We start from the raw sequence: 20,125 nt of genomic DNA on the forward strand, positions 1-20,125 counted from the left end.
CTCCTGTGGGCGGCGTGAACGCAAACGGGAAGCGTGCGGGTGCGCGGCACGTGGGTTGTGCCGGCGGGCCGCCGTTCGAAAGTTCAGCGCTCAGGATAGCGGACGGGGAAAACGCATCCAAGTCCGACGAACGGCATATGTCTCGTCATGCCGCTTCGTGAAATACTGCGGCCACGCGTCCTCCGGAACTCCGCAATGAGTGAAATGCCCGTCGTGCCCTCGTTCTGTTGCCCGATCGTGCGTTTCGCACTGACGTGCGTCGTGGCGTTGCTGGTCGTCGGGCCGGCGACGGCCGCCTCGGCCACGGATGCCACGCACTTGCCTGCCGGGTCGCCCGTACCGGCAGTGCGCACGCCGCAACGCATCCTGTTCGTCGGCGACAGCCTCACGCACGGCCGTTACACGCCAGTGCGTTCGTACGGCGCGATGCGGTCCGACCGCGAGGATACGGGCGGCACAGCGCGGGTCATCGACGAAAACTTCGGGCAGACCGGGGCCCGCGCCGAACGCGAGCCGGGCCCGTGGGGCGGGATTCCGGGGATCTTCGCGCGCTTCGCCGCCGAAGCCGGACTCGACTACGAGGTTCATCTGGAAGCGATGTCGGCGACGAGCCTCGCGAAACATGACCGCGCCGCATCGGACGTGATCGACCGGCCCACGTGGGATGTGGTGGTCCTGCAGGAGCTGAGCGCGAAGCCGCTGCCGTTCGCGCTCACGCACAGCCGCGCCAGCGATCCGGCCGGTTTCCGTACGAGCGTCGCGAAGCTGGCACGCGGCATTCGTGCGGCGGCGCCGCAAGCGCGTGTCTATCTGTATGAAACCTGGCCACGCGCCGAACTCGCGAAAGCGCTGGCTGGCGAGCCGGACAGCGCCGGTTTTCACGCACGGTACGTCGATCGTCTCGCCGACCTCGTCGCAGCGTATCGCGATGCATACGAAGGCGCGCGCCGCACCGATCCGTCGATCGCCGCCGTCGTGCCGGTCGGCCGTGCGTGGCAGCGTGCATGGACGACCGGCGTCGCCGATCCCGACCCGTATGCGCCGTCCGGCGCGCCGCTGCTGTGGTACGGCATGCGTGCGCAGAACGACCCGCCGCTCTCGCGGCCCGATTATCTGCATCCGGGCGTGCTGGGCGCTTATCTGAGCGCGCTCGTGCTGTTTCAACAGATCGCCGGGGTCGACGTCCGTACGTTCGGCCCGCAGGAGCAAGCTGCCGCGCAACTCGGCATCGCGCCGGACATGGCGGCAAGGTTGCAGGCGGTTGCGTCGGATACGGTCCGCCAGGAACGGGCCGACGCCAGCTCTACCCCCGCTGTCGATGCCGGTCAGACTGCGGCAGCCGGATGCGCTGATCCGTGCGCGTCGCAATGAGCGGCAATGCGGTGCGCACGGCGCACCACGTCGAGCGGTGGACGCATGACGAATGCGGAGGGCTGAGCCTGCCGTTCCGCTCCGTTGCGTAGCGCCGGCTGGTCCTGCCGATGCCGAACCGCTCCGCACGGCATCGCGGCCCGCCGAACGCACGCAGCGTCACCCATGGTTTTCCCTGCCCTCGCCTTCCCGCAGCGGCCTGACCTTCATCCGAAGACCGCCCGGCGGGCGTTCCGCAGCCTTTCTGCGCAGGAAAGGATGCTTGAAGCATCCGCAATTATCGTGTCGCGCAAATTCGTCGACGATGTTTCGGACGATCGGCGCCACCCGTGCAGCCGGCCTTTCGCGGGCCTGGCGCGCACGCGCGCCGCGTCGCGCGGCCGGATCCGCAAGGCCGGTCGCGAACGGCCGGGCGTCGCGCCACGGCAAATCGATAATCAGGAGACACGATGAACAGCCAATCCCTCGACCTCGGCGGCACCGCGGGTGACCCCGCGTCCGCCGTACCGTCCGCGGCCCGGGCCGGCGCCGGTGCGACGGCCCTGCCCGCCCGTGGCGTCACGCTCGGCGAATTCATGGACGACCTGCCCGTCAGTGCGCTGCACCGCTTCGTCGTCTGGGTGATCGGCGTCGGGCTGTTCTTCGACATGTACGAGATCTTCCTCGTCAGCACGATCGGCTCCGCGTTGCAGAACGAATACGGGCTGAGCCGGCAAAGCGCCGATTTCAAGCTGCTGCTGGCCTCGGCATTCATCGGGATGTTCGTCGGCGCGATGTGTCTCGGCAGCCTTGCCGACCGCATCGGCCGGCGCAAGGCATTCCTGTTGACGCTCGTCTGGTACAGCGCGTTTTCGCTGATCGGCGCGTTCTCCGTGAACGCCGACATGCTGGTGGCATGCCGGTTCCTGACGGGCATCGGCGTCGGCGCGATCTACCCGGTCGCCGACAGCTTCCTGTCGGAAATCCTGCCGAAGGACAAGCGTGGGCGGTTCGCCGCTTGGGGCTATACGACTTCGTACGTCGCGGTGCCGCTGGTCGGCTTCCTCGCGCTGTGGCTGAATCCGCTGCATGTCTCGGGTGTGGCCGGCTGGCGCATCATCCTCGCGATCGGCAGCCTCGGCGCGGTCTACGTGCTGCTGGTCCAGCATCGACTGCCGGAAAGCCCACGCTGGCTGCTCGCGCAGGGCCGCGTCGCGGATGCGCATGCCGCGGTTCGGCGCTTCGCGGACAGCGCGGGCGTGCGCGTGCCCGAGCAGTTCGCGGCATCGGCAGAACCGCAGCGGCCGCTGCGCCTCGGCGAGCGCATCGCGCTGCTGCGCCGCCGGCCTTACGGCGCGCGCTACCTGATGCTCGCGGTGTTCCACTTGTTCCAGGGCTTCGGCTATTACGGTTTCGGCACGCTCGCGGGCACGGTCGTCAAGAGCCGCGGGTTCGACGTGACGGACAGCACGCTGTTCATTGCGCTGTCGTTCATCGGTTATCCGATCGGCTCGCTGCTGTCCATTCCGCTGCTGAACTGGATCGAGCGCCGCACGCTCGTGATCGGGTCGATCCTGTCGATCGCCGCGTTCGGGCTGTGCTTCGCGTATTCGGGCAACACGGTGCTGATCGTCTGCTTCGGTTTCCTGACGACCTGCGCGTCGAACGTGTTCAGCAACGCGTATCACGTGTACCAGGCGGAGATCTTCCCGGCACGTGCGCGCTCGACCGCGATCGGCAGCACGTACGCGCTGTCGCGCATCGTCAGCGGCGCGCTGCCGTTCGTGCTGCTGCCGGTACTGGCCGCATATGGCGCCGGCGCGATGTTCGGTGTGATCTCGGTCGCGCTCGGCATCGTTGCCGTCACGCTGCGCGTGCTGGGGCCGCTGACCTCCCGGCGCAGCCACGACGACATCAACCCGGTATGACACGGCGACCGGCACGGGGCATGCGCATGCGTGCCCCGTGCATCGCGCGTGCGGCGTGCTGTTGAGCGGGTTCAGCGTGCCGACATGAAATCGAACAGCTTCGCGATGTCGCTGGTCAGCACGGCGCCTGCCTTTACGCCGACCCACAACGTGCGCGTCGCCCACGCGTCGTCGAGTTTCACGACCCCGAGCCGCGCCGCGCGCTCGCCGGTCACCGCATCGCGCGGCAGCACGCCGATCCCGAGCCCGGCCTCGATCATCCGGCTCACGCCGTCGAAATTCGACACCTGGATGCGCAGCTTCAGCGAGCGCTCGGCCGCGAACGCGGCGTCGGTCATGCGCGTGAGCAGCGAACTGCCGTCGCTCAGGCCGACGTAGTCTTCATCGAGCGTATCCTCGAAGCGGATGCTGTCGTGCGCGGCGAAGCGATGCCCGCGCGGCACGAGCAGTACCAGTTCGTCGCGCCGGTACAGGCGGCGTTCGATGCCGGGCGCCGGCACGTTGTCCGCGAACACGCCGAGATCGGCCTTGCCGGCCGCGAGCGCGTCGACGATTTCGTGACTCAGCCGCTCCTCCAGGCTGACCTTGATGCCCGGGTTGTCGGTGAGAAACGCGGCGAGATCGGCCGGCAGGAACTGGACGATGGCCGACGTATTGGTCCACACGTGAATGTGGCCGCGCACGCCCGCAACGTAGTCGCTCATCTCGTGCGCCATCCGGTTGACCTGCTCGATCACCTTCGCCGCATGGTCGAGCAGCGCGCGGCCCGCCGGCGTCAGCTCGACACCGCGCGCATGCCGGACGAACAGCGCGCTGCCGGTCACGCTTTCGAGTTCGGCGATCCGCTTGCTGACCGCGGACAACGTCAGCTGGCCGTGTTCGGCCGCCTTGGTCAGGCTGCCGTGCTCGGCGACGAGCGCGAACACGCGCAACGACTGCAGATCGAAATGAAGCGGGTTCACCATGATGAAGGTCCCGGGAAGCGCCGTGCGGGGCGCGCGTGCCGCGCCAGGCAGGCCTGAAGCGATCATACGCCCGGCCGCGCGCGGCGCGAAATCACGCAAGGCGACGCATTACGGCGCGGTCAGTGCGGCGCGATCGCCTGCAACGCAGCGAGCATCGCGCTCCCCGGTTTCGCGAGATCGTCGAGCACCGTGAAGTGCTGCATGCCGGGCAGCCATGCGCGCGCGATCCGTTCGCCGGCCGCTTCGCAGGCGTCCGCATATTCGTGCGCTTGACGCACGAGCTCCGGCAGCTCGGCCGCGCCGACCGCGACGACGGTCGGCGCGCCGGGCCCGATGTGATGCAGCGGGCTGTATGCGGCGATTTCCTGCGCGGTGAGCTTCAGCTTGTCGTCGAGAACGCACAGAGAGATCGGTTCGAGATCGACGAGCGGGCTGATCGCGAGCGCCGACACGACGGCCGGATGCGCGCGATGCACGGCCGTCAGGTGGCCGCCTGCCGAGTGACCGCTCAGGTGGATCGGTCGTCCCGCGGTGCCGTTGCCGTCGGGGTCGGCCGCGAGATGGTCGAGCAACGCGCCAATCTCGCCGACGATGTCGGTCATCGATGCGGCTGGTGCGAGCGTGTATTCGGCGAGCACGACGTCGAAGCCGCGTGCGAGCGGGCCGGCGGCCGCGTACGCGAAATCCTCTTTCGCGCAGTGCTGCCAGTAGCCGCCGTGAATGAACACGAACAGCGGTGCGTCGGCCAGGCCGCACCGCAGCCAGTCGAAGCGCTGCGCCGGACGCGCACCGTAACGCAGGTCGCGCTGCCCGGGCGTCGCATCGTAAAGCGCCGCGCTGCGTGCCTGGCAGGACGCGAGCACCGCGGGAAAATCGGGAATGGCTCTCGTGTTCAGGTAGGCGGCGTCGAGCGCCGCGCGGTCCATGCCGCGATAGAGGATCGTCATTCGGGAAGCGCCTGGTCGGATTGCGGATGCGCGGGACGTTCGCGGTGCCCCGCCACGAAGGCGCCGGACGGGCCGACGCCGTTGCGCCATTATGCGTAGCGCAACCCGCGCCGGCTATCCGGAATCGGCGGGGGCGGCATGCGCCTGTCCGCTTTCGGCGGAGGACTGTCGAGCAGCGCACGCGTCGTGCCCGCGCATGCGCGAACGGGCGGACCGGCGCGACGAAGCGGCGACGGTAGCCGCTCGGCGCAACGGATCGGCACTCAGATCAGTTCGGATATCTCGATGAGGTTCAGGTCCGGGTCGCGCACGTACACCGACCGTATTTTCTGCGTCGCGCCGGTGCGCTCGACGGGCCCTTCGACGATCGGCCAGTCGACGCGGCGCAGATGCGCGATCACGTCGTCGAGCGGCACCGACGCGATGAAGCACAGGTCGAGCGCGCCGGGCACCGGCACGTGCGCTTTCGGCTCGAACTCCGCGCCGCGCACGTGCAGGTTGATCTTCTGGTTACCGAAGCGGAATGCGAGCCGGCCCGCACCGAAGGTTTCGAGCTGCATCTGCAGCACTTCCGTGTAGAAGTGCCTGGTCCGCTCCGGATCGACGCAGGTCAGCACGAGGTGGTCGAGGTGGTCAATCAGCGCCATGTGGTTCGCTCCTGTTTCCACGCGTTCACGAGAAAGCCCGCTGCGCCGGCATGTCGCCGGTTTCGGCGCGCGGCGGCGGATGAAGGTCCGAGCGGCGCCCGGCCTTCAGGATCTGGCTCGGCACGTCATGCCCGATCAGCGCGGGCAGCCGCGCAGCCGCGGCGAGCACGGCCGCAAGGTCGATGCCCGTATCGTAGCCGTCGAGCGCGAGCATGTGGACCAATTCCTCGGTGCACGCATTGCCGGTCGCGCCCGGCGCGTACGGGCATCCGCCGAGCCCGCCGAGCGACGCGTCGAAGCGGTCGATGCCGGCTTCGAGCGCGGCGAGCGTGTTGGCGAGCGCCATTCCGCGTGTGTTGTGAAAGTGCAGCGTGAGCTGCAGCGCGCCGAAGCGCTCGCGTGCGCGTTCGGCCAGCTCGCGCACCTGCGACGGATATGCCATGCCGGTCGTGTCGCACAGCGTGAAGCCGTGCACGCCGAGATCCGCGAAGCGCTGCATCCACGCGAGCACGGTTTCCGCGCGCACGTCGCCTTCCATCGGGCAGCCCATCGCGGTCGACAGCGACACGTTGATCGCGACGCCCGTGCCGCGCACCGCGTCGATCACGTCGCGCAGCTGCGCGAACGACTGCTCGCGGGTCATCCGCAGGTTCGCGCGGTTGTGGCTCTCGCTCATCGACATCACGAGGTTCACCTCGTCGATGCCGCACGACAGCGCGCGCTCCGCGCCGCGCACGTTCGGCACGAGCGCCGTGTAGACGACGCCTGGCGCGCGCACGATGCCGTGCATCACGGCCTCCGCGTCGCGCAGCGCGGGGATCGCCTTCGGCGACGTGAACGACGTGACCTCGATCTTCGCGTAGCCGCATGCGCTCAGCGCGTCGACGAGCGCGATCTTGTCGTCGGTGTCGACGAACGCCGCTTCATTCTGGAAACCGTCGCGTGTGGCGACTTCGTGGATGTAGAGTCGTTGGGGAGGCTTGCTCATGTCGTCGTCCCGGAGGCTGGCCGGCCGGTTCAGATCACGCCGCGCGCGCGCCAGTCGTCGCGCGTCGCGGCATCGATGCCGATCGATTCGAGTACCGCGTCGGTATCGGCGCCGAGCGCGGGGGCCGGACGCTCGATGCGTCCCGGCGTCGCGCCGAGCTTCGGCACGATGCCCGGCACGAGCACGGGCGTGCCGTCGGGCAGCGCGGCGTCGACGATCATGTCGCGCGCGCGGTAATGCGGATCGGCCGCGATGTCCGCGACGTCGTAGATGCGTCCGGACGGGATACGCGCGTCGTTCAGCGCGGCGAGCACGTCGTCGAGGTCGTGTCGCGCGCTCCATTCGCCGATCGCCGCGTCGATGCGCGCGACCTGCGCGACGCGTCCGTCGTTGTGCGCGAGCGCCGGATCGTGGCCGAGATCGGGGCGCCCGATCAGTTCCATCAGCCGACGAAAGATGCTGTCGCCGTTGCCGGCGATCAGCGCGTACTTGCCGTCGCGGCAGCGGTACGCGTTGGTCGGCGCGATGCCGGGCAGGCTGCTGCCGGCCGCCTCGCGCACCGCGCCGAATGCCGAGTATTCGGGCAGCAGGCTTTCCATCATGTTGAACACCGATTCGTACAGCGCGACGTCGACGACCTGCCCTTGGCCACCCTGCTGCTCGCGATGGCGCAGCGCGAGCAGGACGCCGATCACGCCGTGCAGTGCCGACAGCGAATCGCCGAGCGACACGCCGACGCGCACCGGCGTGCGGCCGGGCTCGCCGGTCAGGTGCCGCAGGCCGCCCATCGCCTCGGCGATCACGCCGAAGCCGGGCCGGTCGCGATACGGGCCGGTCTGACCGAAGCCCGACACGCGCAGCATCACGAGCCCCGGGTTGATCGCGGACAGCGTCTCCCAGCCGAGCCCCCAGCCTTCGAGCGTGCCGGGCCGGAAATTCTCGATCAGCACGTCGGTCTCGGCGACGAGGCGCCGCACGACGTCCTGCCCTTCCGGCGTGCGCAGGTCGAGCGCGAGCGAGGTCTTGTTGCGCGACTGCGCGGCCCACCAGACCGACGTGCCGTCGTGCAGCAGCCGCCATTTGCGCAGCGGGTCGCCGACGCCGGGCGGCTCCACCTTGATCACGTCCGCGCCGAATTCGGCGAGCATCCGGCCCGCGAACGGCCCGGCGATCAGTTGGCCGAGTTCCAGCACGCGGATACCGTCCAGGGGGCGCGTCATGGTTGTCTCCGAAGAAATCGCGTTGTCGATGACGGCGATCATGACGACGTTCGCATTCGGCGAAAATCGATCGATGCTCAACCAGCCTTTCCCGAACGGAAAGGCACGCATGGCGGCGAGCCGCGGCACGTCGTGACGATGGGTCGAGCGGGGAGAAAGACGTGACGACGCGTTGCGGACAGGACGCCGCGGCGGAATCGGAGAAGCGGGGAATCGGGGAATCGGGGTTTCAGGCGGTGCGCGGCGGGCACCGGTATGCGCGGGTGCGCGATGCGCGCCGCCGGCGCGTGTCGGCCATCGGCCGCGCGTCGGCGGGAATCAGCGGCGCTGTGTCAACGTGAGACGAGGCTCAGTAAGCGGACATCTCGACGCAAGGATCGACCTTGGACGGCGAGCAGATGACCGAATACTTGGCGCTTTCGCGCATCAGCGCTTCGCCTTCGTGCAGCGCGATCTTGATCTCGGGGTGACGCTCGTACGCGAGGAATGCGGAGCAGAAGACCGCGGACATCACGACCAGGGAAAACACGAATTTTTCAAGGGATTGGAAACGTTCGGGCATGGTTCGACCTTTCTTCTAGCCCGCGATTATATCTCGAATTAAGGGTTTTCCCTATATGTCGGCCCGCATACCGAGGATGGCTTCGACCGATGGCAGGCGGTGTTTGCGCCCTTTTTCACCGTGACGCAGGTTCGAGCATCGAACGAGACGGAGGGACTGGTCGCTTCAACAGAAGGCAGGCGACGGTTCGGCACGCATCGTCCGCACGGCATTTCGGCGGGAGCGGCGACGAAGCCCGTCGCCGGCGCGTCATTGCGGTGCCGATGCACCGCTGGCCGCGTTGCCCGGCCATGCCTTGCCGATCTTGTCGATCAGCGACTTGGCGGCGCCGGTCGCGATGGCGGCGTCGACGCCCGAGGTCTGCCACGAACCGTCGGCGGCCTGCACGAAGGTCAGGTTCGCACGCGACGGCGTGTAATCGCTGTTGCGCCACGTGATCACGACGTCGCACGCGTAGGTGCGTTCGCCGGTCTTCCTGCAGTCGCCGTCGGGCTTCGCCGAGATCACGTCGGCCGACACGGGCAGCGGCTGGCCGAACAGCGCGTTCAGGCCGCCGTGGTTTTCCGCTTCGAGCGCGCGGCGCACCGCGGCATCGACGTCGCTCGATCCGGGGCCGTCGTGGAGCAGGTGGCAGGCGGCGAGCAGCGTGGCGGCACAGCCGAGCGTCAGCAGCGTGGGAAACTTCATGGAACTCCGCGAATCGGGTGAACGTCGGGCGGCATGCGGCGATGGCCGTTTAAGCATCGCCGAGCCGGTATGCCGCGTAGTCTGCAACGTCCGCGCGTGGTTCGCGGTATCCATTTGTAACCAATTGCACGGACGGCAGGAACGGCGCGAACGCCCCGCTGCCCCGCCGCCTTCGTGCGCGGCTACTGCCGCTCCTGCTTCACACGACTCACGAGCTGCGTCGGGCTCACGAACTGCAGCGCGATCACGACCCACACGAGCGTGATGGCCATGTAGATCATCGCCATCGCGTCGATCGACTGCGGTGCGCGCACGCCGGTCGAGAACACCGCGTAATACAGCGCGACGACGAGCGTCTGCGTGCTCGGGCCCGCGGTGAAGAAGGTCAGCTCGAACATCCCGATCGTGCGCACCAGCACGAGCAGCCCGGCCGCGAGCATGCCGGGCACCAGCAGCGGCAGCAGCACGTAGCGGAAATAGCGCCACGTGTTCGCGCCGAAGATGCGCGCGGCGGCTTCGAGATTCGGATCGATCTGCTCGATGAACGGCGTCATCACGAGGATCACGAACGGCAGCGCCGGCACGAGGTTCGCGAGGATCACGCCGGGCAGCGTGCCGGCGAGCCCGACCTTGTACATCACGGTCGCCATCGGGATCCCGTACGTGACGGGCGGCACCATCAGCGGCAGCAGGAACACCAGCAGCGCGAAGCGCTTGCCGCGGAACTGCACGCGCGCGAGCGCGTAGGCGGCCGGCACGCCGAGCGCGACCGACAGCAGCACGACCGCGCCAACGACTTCGACCGTCACCCACAGCACGCTGGCGAGTTGGAAGTCTTCCCACGCCTTCGCATACCAGTGCAGCGTGAAGCTCTGCGGCAGCGGCGTGCCGAACCAGCGCGTCGCGACCGAGTTCACCGCGACGGTCGCGATCAGCAGCATCACGTTCAGCAGGAAGAACGCCATCAGCCCCCACACGAGCGCCTTCCACGCGCGGCCGGCGACGCTGTCGCGCAGTTTCCGCGGCTTCATCGCGTTGACGGGCTGCGCGCCGGGCGGGCTGTGCTTCGGCGGCCATGCCGGCGCCGCATGATTGTCGGTCGCCATCAGCCCTTGCCTCCCGTGACCGGACCGGTATAGAAGAAGCGGCGCGCGCCGAGCATCGACGCGACCACCAGCAATTGCACGAAGCCCATCACGATCGCGATCGCCGATGCGAGCGAATAGTCGTAGCTCTCGAACGCGGCTTCGGCGGCCGCGATCGAGATCACGCGCGTCGGCCCGGCCGGCGCGCCGAGCAGCACGGCCGACGGGAATACCGAAAACGCCTGCACGAACGACAGACATGCGGCCATCGTGAGCCCCGGCACGAGCAGCGGCAGGTAGATCCGCCGGAACTGCTGCCACGGGTTCGCGCCGAGCGTGGCCGCGGCGCGCGCGAGCGTCGGGTCGATGCCGCTGATGTACGACAGCATCAGCAGGAACGCGAACGGAAAGCCCGACACGATCAGCGACAGCAGCACGCCCCAATAATTGTGCGTGAGGCGCACTTCGTCCGTGTACAGGTGCAGCCCCTGCAGCGCCTGCGGAAACCAGCCGTTCGGTCCGAAATACGTGAGCATCCCGTCGGCGACGAGCACCGTGCCGAGCGTGACGGGAATCACGAGCAGCGTCGTGACGAACTTCTGGTACGGCGAGTTGCGGCGCAGCGCGAACGCGACGGGCACCGAGATGCCGACGTTGATCAGCGTCGCCGGCACCGCGAGCTTCAGCGTGACGAGCACGGTCGGCCACATCGCGGTGTCGGTGAAGAACTGCACGTAGTTCGCGAGCGCGCCGCCGCCGTTCATCGGCTGGAACGACAGGACCAGGCCGTAAGCGAATGGATAGATGAACAGCGCGACGATGAACGCGAGCGCCGGCGTGACGAGCCACGCCTTCGCGTCGCGCGGCGCGCCGCCGGTCGCGAGCGTGCTCATGCGGCCTCCCGGGGGCGCGTCGCGCCTTGGCCGTTCATTGCGCGTCTCCCGCATAGACGAGCGTGCGCGCCGGCGCGACGCGCAGCCGCAACCGCTCGCCCTTCGCGAACTCGCCGGCGACCCGCGCCCAGATCGGGCCGAACGGCGTGATCGCGCGGATGAGTGAGTCGCGGCCGCCGTATTCGACCGTTTCGACGGTCGCATCGAATGTGTTGTCGGCCCCTTCTTCCGCTCGCTCGATGTCGTCGGGGCGCAGCGCGACCACGACGTCCTTGCCATCGAAACCGGCCATCGGCACGCCCGCGATGCGCACGCCCGCCGCGGTGACGTTCACGTGGTCGCCGGCCATCCCTTCGAGCGTGAACGGCAGCACGTTGCGATAGCCCATGAAGCGTGCGACGTGCAGATTGTGCGGGCGCGTGTACACGTCTTTCGGCGACGCGACCTGCTGCACGACGCCCTCCTTCATCACGACGATCCGGTCGGCCATCGACAGCGCCTCGTCCTGGTCGTGCGTCACGTAGATCGTCGCGCGTTCGAGCTGCGTATGGATGCGGCGGATCTCGGCACGCATCTCGATGCGCAGCTTCGTGTCGAGGTTCGACAGCGGCTCGTCCATCAGCACGAGCGGCGGCTCGATGACGATCGCGCGCGCGATCGCGACGCGCTGCTGCTGCCCGCCCGACAGCTGCCCGGGCAGCTTGCCCTCGTGGCCGACGAGTTGCACGAGTTCGAGCGCCTGCTGCGCGCGCCGCCGCGTTTCCTGCTTCGGCACGCCGCGCATCTTCAGCCCGAAGCCGACGTTCTCGAGCACCGACATGTGCGGAAACAGCGCGTAGTTCTGGAACACCATGCCGAAGCCGCGGCGCTCGGGCGGCAATACGTCGATGCGCGTGTCGTCGAGCCAGATGCCGCCGCTCGTGAGCAGCTGCAGCCCGGCGATGCAGTTCAGCGCGGTCGACTTGCCGCAGCCCGACGGGCCGAGCAGCGCGATGAACTCGCCGCGCCGGATGTCGAGATCGAGCCCGTTCAGTGCGGCGACCTGCGCGCCCTCCGCATTGGTGAAGCTGCGGCACACGCCGTCGAGCCGCAACCGTTCGAAACTGTGCTTCATTACGCGAACTCCGTCGGCGCGGGCGCCGCGGCGCCCGCGGGTTCATGCGTCATTTCGACTTCTGCGAACCGATCTCGCGGTCCCACTTCTGGAACGCGGCGACCATCGCCTGCGCGTTGAGCGGCTGCACGTGCGGACGATCCGCGAGCAGCTTCGCGTACTCGGGGCGGCCGAACTTCCTGATCACCTCCTGGCTGTGCGCGGGCGCCATCTCGAGCGTCACGCCTTTCACCGCCGGGCCCGGATAGAAGTAGCCGTCGTCGTAGGTCATCGCCTGCTGCGCCGGTTCGAGCAGGAAGTTCATCAGCTTGAACAGCACGTCGAGCTTGTCCTTCGCCACGCCCTTCGGAATCACCATGAAGTGCGCGTCGTTGACCCACGTCATGTTGTCGAATGCCTGGACCCGGAAGTCGGCCGGCACGATGCCGAGCGCGCGCGGATTGAGGTCCCAGCCGGTCACGGTCACCGTCATGTCGCGCGTGCCTTCGCCGAGCTCCTTCATCACGGCCGACGTGCCGCCCGGGTAGTACGGCACGCAGTCGTTGAGCTGCTTCAGGAACGCCCAGGTCTTGTCCCAGCCGTTGATCGGGTCTTGCGGGTTCTTGTCGCCGAGCACGTACGGCAGCCCCATCAGGAAGGTGCGGCCGGGGCCCGAGTTCGCCGGGCGTGCGTAGATCAGCTTGTTCGGATGCGCCTTGCACCACGCGAGCAACTGCTCGGGCGTCTTCGGCGGATCGCTGACCTTGGCCGGGTTGTATTCGAGCAGCGGGCCGGCCGGCATGTAGGTCACTTCGAGACCGAAGCCCTGCGCGAGATCCTGCATCTTGCGCGGGCCGGGCGCGTATTTGTCGAGCACGCCGGGGAACGCGCCCGCGCTGTCGGGCAGCAGCTTCAGCCACAGGTTCTGCTCGATGCCGGCGGCCAGCGCGTCGGTGCCCGTCAGCACGAGGTCGATGTCGGCCCGTCCCGCGGCCTGCATCGCCTTGATCTTGCCCGGCAACTGCGGCGCGGGCGCGTTCGTGAACGTGACGTTCGAGACGAGATTCGGGTTCTTTTCCTTGAACGCCTCGATGGCCTTCTGCGTGAGCTGCAGGTTGCCCGCGACGTCGACGACATTCAGCGACACGGGAGCCGCGACGGCGGCCGCGGCCGACAGCGTCAGGCCCAGCGCCAGGGCGATCCGGCGGACACGGCGCGCGATCGTGGTGGTGTTCATGTCTCCTCGCTTCGGTCGGTGGATGGGACCGTTCTTTCGGGAAATCATGACGGCGTTATACGATGTCGGTCAACAAAAAACCGACCCGCGCGGGGCGGGAATTTCCCTAACAAAAACCTTCCGTTTGTCGAGGATGTGCTTGTTGACCATTGCGCCGGATACGTCGCATGTTAGGACGTCGTATATCAACGGACGCCGAACCGGCGTCCGTCCGAACCGATTCGCGCCGGCATGCAAAGCGTGCGCGGCGCGTTGCGGACGGCGCTCAGGCCGCACGGAGCGCGATCACCTCCCCGATCAACCGCTCCGCATCCTGCCATTCGCCGAAACCCGAAGCAGGGTTCAGGTGTCCGACTTCGCCGAGATCGACGAGCCGGCTGCCCCACCCGGCCGCCAGCGCCTGCGTGCGTTCGAATCGCGCGAGCGGATCGTTGCGGCTCGCGGCCACGATGCTCGGAAACGGCAGCGGCCGGGTCGGCACCGGCGTCCAGCCGTGCGCGTCGAGCGCATCCGGTGTCGGATAGCCGGCGGGCATCGGCGTATCGAGATCGGCCGGTGCGGCGAGCAGCGCGCCGTCGATGGCACGCGTGGCCTGCAGCGCCCAATGCACGGTGATCATCACCCCCGCGCTGTGCGCGACGAGGATCACGGGGCCGTCGATCGCGGCCAGCGCCGCATCGAGCGCCGCGACGCGCGCGGCGCGGCTCAGCTTGTCGGCTTCGAGCGGCGCGACGGCGCGAGCGTTCGGCAGGCGCCGTTGCAGATGCGTCTGCCAGTGATCTTCGACGTGATCGCGCAAGCCGGGCACGATCAGGATGGTGGGCGCGGTCGCCAGGGTCATGCTGCCTCCGGGAGGGTTCGGTTCAGGAAAGGTGTGACGCGCGCCGTTCGCGTTCGACGCGCGCGAGATCGGCCGCGTAGCTCGCGCGTCCGATCGCGAAGAGCGCGGCGGCCGCGAGCGGCACAGCGGGAATCCATTGCAGTGCGCCGACGAGGCCGGCGCGATCGGCGACCCACCCCGTCAGCAGCGGGCCCGGCGCCATGCCGAGCAGGTTGTTGGCGAGCGTGAGCGTGGCGAACGCCGATGCGTGGATCGCGGCCGGCGTGAGGTTCGCGACCATCGCGCCCGATGCGCCCGACGCACCCGCGCCGACCAGCATGCCCGCGCAGATCAGCGCGAGTTGCAGCGGCCCGGGCGGCAGCCGGAACGCGACCGCGAGGCACACGCCCGTCAGCACGCAATACGCGATCGCGGTCAGCCATTTGCGCTTGCCGTCGGCCTTGCCGACGCGGTCGGTGACGATCCCGCAGCCGACCATCCCGACGCCCGACAGCAGCACGAAGCCGGCCGCGAGCACGGCGGCACGGTCCGGCGCCATCGCGTAATAGCGGTTCAGGTAGCTCGGCAACCAGGCGAACAGCGCGCCGGGCACGAACAGGTGCAGCCCGCTGCCGACATACGCGCAGATCACCGAACGGGATGCGAACAGTCCCGACATCAGCGCGCGCACGCTGCCGCGCAGGTCGCGCGGCGCATCGGCATGGGGCCGGCACGGTTCGACGCGGCATGCCGCGAGCCGCCGTTCGGTGACGATGCCGCGGTACGCGACGAGCAGCACGATGCCGAGCGCGGCCATCACGCCGAACGACCAGCGCCAGCCGAGATGCGCGCCGACGAGACCGCCGAGCGCCATCCCGAACACGGAGCCGAACGCGCCGCCGGCCATGAACGCGCCGGTCAGCGTCGCGCGCAGGCGCGCCGGGAAGATGCTGAGGATCAGCGCGACGCCGACGCTGCCGTATGCAGCTTCGCCGAGCCCGACGAGCCCGCGCGCCACGAGCATTTCGGCGTAGTTGGTCGACAGCGCGCAGCCGAGCGTCGCGACGCTCCACAGCGCGGCCATCAGCACGATGCTGCGCACGCGGCCGAAGCGGTCGGCGAGCACCGACAGCGGAAACGTCAGCAGCCCGACGAGCAGCGCGACGACGCCGGACAGCGAGCCGAGCTGCGTGTCCGACAGCCCCCACGCGTGCTTGAGCAGCGGAAACACGGCATTGAGCACCTGCCGCGACATGTAGTCCGACAGCAGCAGGCCGACGGTCAGCCCGAACACGAGCCAGGCATAGGCCGGCGCGCGCCGCCCGGTGGCCGCCACGTCCTGCAGCGACGGCTCGACGTGATGAATCAGCATGCGTGTCTCCTCCGGCGCCGGTGCGGCAATGCGCCGGCGCGGCTTGGGCGGCCCCGCTCCGTTCGTCGGAGCTTGCCTCGCGCAACGCGCGAGGGTGGGTGCCGCGCCACATCGATCGGCGGGCGGCGCGGGCGCGCCGCCCAGATGCGCGGTGCGTCAGGCCGCGCGCAGCGGCACGCTCAGCTGGCCGGGCCGGCGGTTCGGCGCCATCCCGAGCTGCGCGAGCGTCTCGTCGACGCCGTCGTACTGCACGCCGATCCGGTAGATCGCCTTCGCCTCCTTGCCGGTCGCGATGTCGCGGCCGAGTTCGCGCGCGATCCGCACGCACTGCTCGACCTGCTGCACCGACGTCATCCGGTTGCCCTTCTGGTCGATGATCGTGTCCTCGATCCCGCAGCGCGGATGCAGCCCCAGCGCCATCGCGACGGTGTTGATCGGCAGCACGTTCTTCATCAGCGATTCGAGCGTGATGCACGCGCCGTCCGGGCAGCGCCGCACGAATTCCATGAAGTTGTACGGATTCGGGCCGTCGAAGCCGCCGCCGATGCCGACCCACGTGACGTTCAGCGGGCCGCGATAGACGCCGCGGCGGATGATTCGCTCGAGCGTCTCGAGCGCGTGCATGCCGGTGAGCTGGAAATGCGGCTGGATGCCGGCCGCCTGCAGCCGGCGCAGGTGCTCGTCGACCCAGCCGGGACCGGCCGGCACGGTCATCTCGCGGTAGGCGTCCCACAGTGCCGCCTCGTTCAGCGACGTGCCGGCGATGTCCTTGCGGTTCATCAGCTCGGTGATGTTCATCTGCACGGTGTTGATGGCGACCGTCACCTGGTCGGGCTTCGGCGTCAGCTCGGCGAGCATGTGGCGCGTGTCGTCGGACAGCCATTTCGCTTCCGCGCCGTCGCCTTCCGGCGCGAACGAGATCGAGCCGCCGACCTGCAGGATCATGTCGGGCACCGCCTCGCGCAGCCGGCCGAGCAGCTCGTTGAATTTCGACAGCCGCTTGCTGCCCTTGCCGTCGAGTTCGCGCACGTGCAGGTGCAGCACCGTCGCGCCCGCGTTGTAGCAGTCGACGGCCTTCTGTACGTGCTCGTCCATCGTCACCGGAATGTCTTCCGGAAAATCCGCGGGCATCCATTCGGGGCCGTACGGCGCGACCGTGATGACTACCTTGTCCTGGTTTTCCGGGTGCAGCGAATCGTCGAGAAATTGCATGTCGTCCTCCAGATGGAATCGTTGTGTTCGGGGCGTACGGGCGTGCGTGTCCCGTCGCGCCGGGCGGCAGGCCCGGCGTGTTGCATGGGGTTTCAGGAACCGGTTAAGGCGCGGGCGCGTTCAGATCAGAACGGCACGTCGCCGACGATGCCCGCGCGCTCCATCTTGCGCACGCACGGCGGGTAGTCCATCACCGCGTAATGCTGCGTGGCGCGGTTGTCCCAGATCGCGACGCTGTTCTTCCTCCAGCGCCAGCGCACCTGGTATTCGGGGATATACGCCTGGCTGATCAGGTATTGCAGCAACTGGCCGGCGCCGGGATTCGCGTCCTGTCCGTAACGCACGCGCCCGGGCGTGTGGAAGTTCGTGAAGTGCGTCGTGAACGCGTTCACGTACAGCACCTTCTCGCCCGTTTCGGGATGCGTGCGCACGACCGGATGCTCGGCGTCCGGATACTGCGCCTTCAGCGCGAGACGCTTGTCGATCGGCATCGCCGCGCCGAAGCTCGCCTCGATGCTGTGACGCGCGCGCAAGTCCGCGATCTGCTGCTTCACGTGTTCCGGCAGGTGCTCGTACGCGAGCACCATGTTCGCCCACATCGTGTCGCCGCCAACCGGCGGACCGTCGATGCAGCGCAGCACGCAGCCGAACGGCGGCGCCACGCGCCAGCTCGCATCGCTGTGCCACGCATTCTCGTAGCGGTCGTTCGGCTGGTCGGGCGACTTGTAGATCCGCACGAGCCCCGGGTGCTCGGGGTCGCTGCCGGCGACCGGATGATCCTCGAGCTCGCCGAAGCGGCGCGCGAACGCGACGTGCTCGGCGCGCGTGATGTCCTGGTCGCGCAGGAACAGCACGCGATGACGCAGCAGTTGCGCGCGGATCTCGGCGAACAGGCCGTCGTCGTGCACGGCGTCGGCGAGGCTCACGTCCAGCAACTCCGCGCCGATCGCACAGGTCAGGGGTTCGACTCGCATGCGCGTCTCCTCAGACGATGAATACCGACGAGCCGGTCGTCTTGCGCGATTCCAGGTCGCGGTGCGCCTGCGCCGCGTCCTGCAGCGCATAACGCTGGTTGATCTCGATCCGGATGCGGCCGGCCGCGACGTGCGCGAACAGTTCGCCGGCCAGGTCGTTCTTCTCGGCCGGATCGGCGATGTAGTCGGCCAGCGCCGGGCGCGTCAGGTACAGCGAGCCCTTCATCGCGAGGCGCTGCGGGTCGAACGGCGGGATCGGGCCCGACGCCGTGCCGACGCAGACCATCAGCCCGCGCCGCTTCAGCGAATCGAGCGAGCCTTCGAAGGTGTCCTTGCCGACGCTGTCGAACACGACGTCGACGCCGACGCCGTCCGTCAGTTCGCGCACGCGTTTCGCGACGTCCTCGCGGCTGTAGTCGATCGTGTGGTCGCAGCCGTGTGCGCGGGCGACCGCGGCCTTGTGTTCGCTCGACACGGTGCCGATCACGGTGAGCCCGAGCAGCTTCGCCCATTGCGACACGATCAGCCCGACGCCGCCCGCGGCCGCATGCAGCAGGATCGTGTCGCCCGGCGCGAACGCGTGGATGCGGCGCAGCAGGTAGGCCGAGGTCAGCCCGCGCATCGTCATCGCCGCGGCCGTTTCGCATGCGATGCCGGCGGGCAGCTTCACGAGCGGCGCGGCCGGAATCAGCCGTTCGGTACTGTACGCGCCGAGCGTGTTGAGGAAGCCGGTGTAGGTCACGCGATCGCCGACGGCGACGTTCGTCACGCCGGGGCCGACGGCCTCGACCACGCCGGCCGCCTCGACGCCGATGCCCGCCGGCAGCGGAACCGGATACAGGCCGCTGCGGAAGTACGTGTCGGCGAAATTCAGGCCGACGGCCTCGTGCCGCAGGCGAACCTGCCCGGCGCCCGGCTCGCCGACTTCGACCGCTTCCCAGCGCAGCACGTCGGGGCCGCCGGTTTCGTGGAATCGCACTGCATGTGCCATCGTGTTCTCCGTAAGTATTCAGTCGGATGCGCGTCACGCATCGTCGGGTTCGTCCGCGCCCGGCGGCGTCGCGGCTGTGCCGCTCGCCGGGGGCGCGTCCAGTTCGTTCCAGTCGGCGTCGCCCAGATAGCGCCGCGCAGCCGGGAAAATCACGCCTTCGATGCGCCCCATCTGCTCGAACGCGCCGCGCGCATAGTCGGCGAGCGCCGCATCGAACGCGGCCGACGGCAACCCGCCGGCGGCGAGCCGCGCCAGCGCATCGAGCGCGTGCGCATCGCGGCGCCGCTGGCGGTCGAGCTCGTCGAGTTCGGCCGCGGTGCTCTCCGCCCGCATGCGCAATGCCGCGAACAGGCGTGCTTCGGCAGACGCGCCGAAGCGTGCGTTCTGCAGCGCCGCGAGCGATGCCAGCGCGGCCAGCGGGTCGCCCGCGTCGCCGGTCGGCCGCGTTGCCGCGTCCGGGGTGTCACTCGCCATCGTCATCGTCAGCGCCTGCAGCTGCTCGCCGAGCGCGCGATGCGCCGCGAGACAGCGGGCCATCACGCGCGCCTCGGCCGGCGCACGCCGCGCCGGGCACACGAGCACCGGCACGCCGCTCGTCGCCAGCAGCGACCGCCGTTGCGCGGCCGCGGCAGCATCGGCATCGTGCGGCAGCGCCGCGACGGCGATCAGGTCGCAGCCGAGCTCGCCGGCGAGCGTGGCCGGCGAGGCGTCGCCGGCCCCCGGATGGCCGGCCCCCGGATGGCCGGCCCCCGCGATCGCATGGGACAGGCCCTGCGCCCGTGCGGCGGCTTCCACTTTCGCACCGTGTTCCGGCATCCGCGCTCCGGATAAACGCGAGTCCGGCGCGGCGGCGGACAGCACGAACGTGACCCGCGCGCCGACCGCACGCGCCAGTTCGAGCGCATGGCCGATCGCATCGATGCCGCCGGGCACGCCGTCGACCGTCACGAGCAGATGGCGATACATCGTGCCGCTCCGCTTATCCGGCGCTCGGTGCGCTGCGTCGCGCGCCGGTCGATACGATGTCCATGGTCCCTCCTCGTTGCATTCGTCGGTTGCGTTCGTCACGCATCGGAACCCATGCTATCGACCGGGCGGCGGTGCGGCCCCACTCGTCGCGGGGGGGATTGACGCGCGAACGCGGTTCGGTCGAT

Annotated in this window: 21 protein-coding genes; 4 read left to right on the top strand and 17 right to left on the bottom strand. The window is 69.0% G+C overall.

What is annotated here, in order from left to right; translation table 11 throughout:
• Window positions 1-195: 195 nt before the first annotated feature.
• The 3 genes from WS87_RS09475 to WS87_RS09485 all read left to right on the top strand — a co-directional run bounded on the left by WS87_RS09475 (window position 196) and on the right by WS87_RS09485 (window position 3,278).
• Complete coding sequence (locus tag WS87_RS09475; RefSeq protein WP_059818262.1) at window positions 196-1,371, top strand: hypothetical protein; 1,176 nt, start codon at window positions 196-198, stop codon at window positions 1,369-1,371.
• A 165-nt stretch (window positions 1,372-1,536) separates the two neighbouring features.
• Entirely contained in the window at window positions 1,537-1,824 is a 288-nt protein-coding gene (locus WS87_RS09480; protein ID WP_159085654.1) for a hypothetical protein, read from the top strand.
• Window positions 1,821-3,278: an MFS transporter gene (locus tag WS87_RS09485; RefSeq protein WP_059818258.1), complete on the top strand. Its 1,458-nt coding sequence runs from the start codon at window positions 1,821-1,823 to the stop codon at window positions 3,276-3,278. The genes WS87_RS09480 and WS87_RS09485 overlap by 4 nt, the downstream gene beginning before the upstream one ends.
• A 71-nt stretch (window positions 3,279-3,349) precedes the next feature.
• Here the strand turns inward: WS87_RS09485 and WS87_RS09490 are convergent, their stop codons facing one another.
• The 5 genes from WS87_RS09490 to WS87_RS09510 all read right to left on the bottom strand — a co-directional run bounded on the left by WS87_RS09490 (window position 3,350) and on the right by WS87_RS09510 (window position 8,045).
• Window positions 3,350-4,243 (bottom strand): LysR family transcriptional regulator, encoded by an 894-nt coding sequence (locus WS87_RS09490; protein ID WP_059818256.1) that lies wholly within the window; start codon window positions 4,241-4,243, stop codon window positions 3,350-3,352.
• Window positions 4,244-4,362: 119 nt separating this feature from the next.
• Window positions 4,363-5,190 (bottom strand): alpha/beta hydrolase, encoded by an 828-nt coding sequence (locus WS87_RS09495; RefSeq protein WP_059818255.1) that lies wholly within the window; start codon window positions 5,188-5,190, stop codon window positions 4,363-4,365.
• Between the two features lie 263 nt (window positions 5,191-5,453).
• On the bottom strand, window positions 5,454-5,837 hold the full coding sequence (locus WS87_RS09500; RefSeq protein ID WP_059524323.1) for a VOC family protein: 384 nt from the start codon (window positions 5,835-5,837) through the stop codon (window positions 5,454-5,456).
• A gap of 25 nt (window positions 5,838-5,862) precedes the next feature.
• Window positions 5,863-6,825, bottom strand: coding sequence for a hydroxymethylglutaryl-CoA lyase (locus WS87_RS09505; RefSeq protein ID WP_059818253.1), 963 nt, complete (start codon window positions 6,823-6,825; stop codon window positions 5,863-5,865).
• A gap of 29 nt (window positions 6,826-6,854) precedes the next feature.
• The gene (locus WS87_RS09510) at window positions 6,855-8,045 is read right to left on the bottom strand and encodes a CaiB/BaiF CoA transferase family protein (protein WP_059818251.1); all 1,191 of its coding nucleotides are present in this window, start codon (window positions 8,043-8,045) and stop codon (window positions 6,855-6,857) included.
• Here WS87_RS09510 and WS87_RS33535 point away from each other — a divergent pair.
• The gene (locus WS87_RS33535) at window positions 8,044-8,181 is read left to right on the top strand and encodes a hypothetical protein (protein ID WP_156441322.1); all 138 of its coding nucleotides are present in this window, start codon (window positions 8,044-8,046) and stop codon (window positions 8,179-8,181) included. The genes WS87_RS09510 and WS87_RS33535 overlap by 2 nt on opposite strands.
• A 213-nt stretch (window positions 8,182-8,394) precedes the next feature.
• Here the strand turns inward: WS87_RS33535 and WS87_RS09515 are convergent, their stop codons facing one another.
• The 12 genes from WS87_RS09515 to WS87_RS09570 all read right to left on the bottom strand — a co-directional run bounded on the left by WS87_RS09515 (window position 8,395) and on the right by WS87_RS09570 (window position 19,937).
• Window positions 8,395-8,607, bottom strand: a complete 213-nt coding sequence (locus WS87_RS09515; RefSeq protein ID WP_059467484.1) for a hypothetical protein — start codon at window positions 8,605-8,607, stop codon at window positions 8,395-8,397.
• 249 nt (window positions 8,608-8,856) lie between these two features.
• The gene (locus WS87_RS09520) at window positions 8,857-9,294 is read right to left on the bottom strand and encodes a hypothetical protein (protein ID WP_059449716.1); all 438 of its coding nucleotides are present in this window, start codon (window positions 9,292-9,294) and stop codon (window positions 8,857-8,859) included.
• A gap of 182 nt (window positions 9,295-9,476) precedes the next feature.
• On the bottom strand, window positions 9,477-10,400 hold the full coding sequence (locus WS87_RS09525) for an ABC transporter permease (protein WP_059818250.1): 924 nt from the start codon (window positions 10,398-10,400) through the stop codon (window positions 9,477-9,479).
• Window positions 10,400-11,272: an ABC transporter permease gene (locus tag WS87_RS09530; protein WP_040144198.1), complete on the bottom strand. Its 873-nt coding sequence runs from the start codon at window positions 11,270-11,272 to the stop codon at window positions 10,400-10,402. Before WS87_RS09530 ends, WS87_RS09525 begins: the two co-directional genes overlap by 1 nt.
• Before the next feature lie 34 nt (window positions 11,273-11,306).
• The gene (locus WS87_RS09535; protein ID WP_059818248.1) at window positions 11,307-12,386 is read right to left on the bottom strand and encodes an ABC transporter ATP-binding protein; all 1,080 of its coding nucleotides are present in this window, start codon (window positions 12,384-12,386) and stop codon (window positions 11,307-11,309) included.
• A gap of 49 nt (window positions 12,387-12,435) precedes the next feature.
• The gene (locus tag WS87_RS09540; RefSeq protein WP_059691701.1) at window positions 12,436-13,602 is read right to left on the bottom strand and encodes an ABC transporter substrate-binding protein; all 1,167 of its coding nucleotides are present in this window, start codon (window positions 13,600-13,602) and stop codon (window positions 12,436-12,438) included.
• A 265-nt stretch (window positions 13,603-13,867) separates the two neighbouring features.
• On the bottom strand, window positions 13,868-14,443 hold the full coding sequence (locus WS87_RS09545) for an RBBP9/YdeN family alpha/beta hydrolase (RefSeq protein ID WP_059524332.1): 576 nt from the start codon (window positions 14,441-14,443) through the stop codon (window positions 13,868-13,870).
• A gap of 22 nt (window positions 14,444-14,465) precedes the next feature.
• Window positions 14,466-15,794 carry an MFS transporter gene (locus tag WS87_RS09550; protein ID WP_059818247.1) on the bottom strand — a complete coding sequence of 443 codons (1,329 nt, stop codon included), beginning with the start codon at window positions 15,792-15,794 and terminating at the stop codon, window positions 14,466-14,468.
• A 156-nt stretch (window positions 15,795-15,950) separates the two neighbouring features.
• The gene (locus WS87_RS09555; protein WP_059524336.1) at window positions 15,951-17,006 is read right to left on the bottom strand and encodes a 3-keto-5-aminohexanoate cleavage protein; all 1,056 of its coding nucleotides are present in this window, start codon (window positions 17,004-17,006) and stop codon (window positions 15,951-15,953) included.
• A 125-nt stretch (window positions 17,007-17,131) separates the two neighbouring features.
• Entirely contained in the window at window positions 17,132-17,980 is an 849-nt protein-coding gene (locus WS87_RS09560; protein WP_059691703.1) for a TauD/TfdA dioxygenase family protein, read from the bottom strand.
• A 10-nt stretch (window positions 17,981-17,990) separates the two neighbouring features.
• Window positions 17,991-18,971 (bottom strand): quinone oxidoreductase family protein, encoded by a 981-nt coding sequence (locus WS87_RS09565; protein ID WP_059524340.1) that lies wholly within the window; start codon window positions 18,969-18,971, stop codon window positions 17,991-17,993.
• A gap of 33 nt (window positions 18,972-19,004) precedes the next feature.
• Window positions 19,005-19,937, bottom strand: a complete 933-nt coding sequence (locus tag WS87_RS09570) for a universal stress protein (RefSeq protein ID WP_059818245.1) — start codon at window positions 19,935-19,937, stop codon at window positions 19,005-19,007.
• Between the last annotated feature and the right edge of the window lie 188 nt (window positions 19,938-20,125).

The sequence above is a fragment of the Burkholderia sp. MSMB0856 genome (genome assembly GCF_001524645.2).
GTDB classification, from domain to species: Bacteria; Pseudomonadota; Gammaproteobacteria; order Burkholderiales; family Burkholderiaceae; genus Burkholderia; species Burkholderia diffusa.